The following is a 2,843-nucleotide window of genomic DNA, read 5'->3' on the forward strand; positions in this document are numbered from 1 at the left end:
ATAATAACCTCATCTTATGATAAGGCTATTATCTCATATTTTGGTGTCCATTGGATAGGTTTTTAGAGGTGCCCATACATTATTTTTAAGTTTTGTTTTAGGGCTTCTTTACCGTCAAACGAAATCTGTGGGATACTGTATATTATTTCATGCGTTCGCAAATTTGTTAAATCTCTATTTTGTGTTAAAAATTAATCTTATTTTTATTATCATTTTTATTGGTTATTTGATTTATACTATATTGGCGAGTAATAGAATTAGTAAGGAAACAACATTCTAAAATTTAGATCAGGATATCCATTATTGAAAGTAACGTGTGGTCATTCTAGATAATCAATGTTAGAGACTTTTCTATTTGATGAGGCATCACTGCTTGTTCAAACTGATTTAACAAGTATTTATCTAGTGAAAGTTCTACAGTAAGGAGTTTAAACATGAAATTCCATGAATTTGGTGATAAGAATTTGCCTCCTATTTTACTGATACATGGTGGTGGCAGTTCTTGGTGGAATTATCTTCGTCAAGCACGAATCTTGTCAAAAGAATACCGTATTATTCTACCCAATTTGAATGGCCACGGCGAGGAATATCAACTTGATTATGTTTCTACTGAAGATTCTGCTTTGGAGATTCTAGACTATATCAAAGCAAACTGTGGTGGGAAATTGTTTGCAATCGGTGGTGTTTCACTTGGTGGTCAAATTGCCATGGAGCTTTTGTCTTTAGACAGTGAAATTGCTGAGAAGGCCATCATAGACGGAAGCCTCTGTATTCCTCAACCAAGGTTAGCTAAAATCAGCATCTTTCTAGTGTCTCTATTTGGTAAACTGATGTTCAATAAATTCTCTTGCAAACTTCAGTTAAGCATGATGAATAAACTCTATCCAAAACTGGCTTATCCAGAGGAAATAAAAGTTTATTATTTAGAGGATTTGCCAAGGACGCCTGTCAAAACATTGGTGACAATTTACAAAAACTATATGGGATGTTACAAGCTGAAAGATATGATTTCTGCTAGCAAGGCGCAGGTTCTGTATATCTATGGTGAAAAAGAATTGAACTGTGTGAAAGAATCAGCGAAATTATTTCATCAGCTACATTCAAATACAATTTTGTATGAAGCAAAGGGATATAACCACGGCTATTTATCAGCTTACCTGCCTTATGAGTGGATTGATTTGGTGGTGCCATTTTTAAAGAGTGCTTCATTAGAAATGTATAACGAATCTGATATGCCATAAGGAGGAATACCATGCTAGGAGCAATTATTGGAGATATTGTAGGGTCAGTTTACGAATGGAACAATATCAAAACGAAGGACTTTCCTTTATTTTGTGAGGATTGCTTTTTTACAGATGATACGGTTATGACCTGTGCTGTTGCAGAAGCGATTATGAATGGGGGACAAAAAGACGACTTCATTGACGCGATGAAGAAATATGGCAGATTGTATCCGAATGCTGATTACGGTGCTCGGTTTAATGCATGGCTAAAGAGCGATAACCGTGAGCCTTATAATAGCTTTGGGAATGGATCAGCTATGCGTGTTTCTCCATGTGCTTGGATCATGGACTGTGATGTCTATGCGAGAACCGGAATGTGGTCATCATCTAGAGGACTTGCAAACCTTTCTGCTGAAGTAACTCATAATCATCCAGAAGGTGTCAAAGGTGCTATGGCTACAGCTGATGCTATCTTTCTGTGTCGTTTTTACTTTGGTGGTTATTGTAGAGAATACGAGCAACCAATTAATGACAATCCTAGGGAGTGTAAAAGACGGATTAAGGATTATATAGAGAAGACATACGGTTACAATCTATCTCAAACTTTAGATGAAATCCGCCCTAACTATCGTTTTAACGAAACATGTCAAGAAACTGTCCCTCAAGCCATTATTTCCTTTCTTGAAAGTAGAGACTTCGAAGATGCGATAAGAAATGCCATCTCACTTGGTGGCGATAGTGATACACTTGCTGCAATAACTGGCAGCATAGCAGAGGCAGCTTATGGTATTCCGGATTGGATCAAGGAACAGGCCTATTCCTATCTAGACAACCCGTTAAAGGAAGTCATTGAACGATTGGAGTTTTACATAGCAGGAAAATGATGGTTTAGTTAAGTAGAAAGGTGGCACCGATGGAATTACTTGATAAGTATAAAAAAGAAAAAGTTATAGACGTTATCACTAATATTTTAAAGGCTATTCACCTAAAAAATATGAAGACATTATGAATTATGTCGATGAGTCAGAGATTGACGATTTAAACGAATTCTTTTATTATATTGAAAAGTCTTTAGAATTGAATGATTTTGACACGATTGATGAGTATGGTGTGGAATGTCATTTCAATCCGCCTTATGAGTATTCCCAATTGGAGATTTATGATTATGATGACCAGACTGGCTTTGCTGTTGATTATGATTTGACTTCAAATTCTGAATTAGTAGATATGGTGTTGCAAGTAGAGTTTCTATATACCGATAATGGCTATACAGTAAGATTTCTTAATGTCGATCCTGGTTAGGAGAAGTTTAACAAGCAATATCCTTAATACACTATTTATACAGGCATTTAAGATTTTCTTGAATGTCTTTTTTTTGCAAGAGTAAGGTTAAACCTTTTAAAACTATTAAGTTTTTCTATCAATATCTTGAATGTCTTTAAATGAAATTTATGAATGAATCTAAATGGTAATAGAAAGTCATTTTCAGTATTTTCATGCTATAATATTCTTAGACTTTGTATTTTTGGAGAAATAAATGACAAAATATAAGGGCACCTCTAAAAACCTATCCAATGGACACCAAAATATGAGATAATAGCCTTATCATAAGATGAGGTT

The 2,843-nt window shown here is 35.0% G+C and carries 2 protein-coding genes and 2 pseudogenes; all 4 read left to right on the forward strand.

The genetic code is table 11. The features are described from left to right. Positions 1 to 73 precede the first annotated feature (73 nt). Positions 74 to 280 (forward strand): annotated as a pseudogene (locus K1I71_RS09440) (CPBP family glutamic-type intramembrane protease); the annotation flags it as partial. A 154-nt stretch (positions 281 to 434) separates the two neighbouring features. Next, positions 435 to 1,241, forward strand: coding sequence for an alpha/beta hydrolase (locus tag K1I71_RS09445; RefSeq protein WP_223330847.1), 807 nt, complete (start codon positions 435 to 437; stop codon positions 1,239 to 1,241). A gap of 11 nt (positions 1,242 to 1,252) precedes the next feature. Further along, positions 1,253 to 2,107, forward strand: a complete 855-nt coding sequence (locus K1I71_RS09450; RefSeq protein WP_223330848.1) for an ADP-ribosylglycohydrolase family protein — start codon at positions 1,253 to 1,255, stop codon at positions 2,105 to 2,107. 29 nt (positions 2,108 to 2,136) lie between these two features. Continuing rightward, positions 2,137 to 2,525 (forward strand): annotated as a pseudogene (locus K1I71_RS09455) (DUF7668 domain-containing protein). Positions 2,526 to 2,843 lie beyond the last annotated feature (318 nt).

It is taken from the genome of Streptococcus mitis, from assembly GCF_019929545.1.
Classification (GTDB): Bacteria; Bacillota; Bacilli; order Lactobacillales; family Streptococcaceae; genus Streptococcus; species Streptococcus mitis_BU.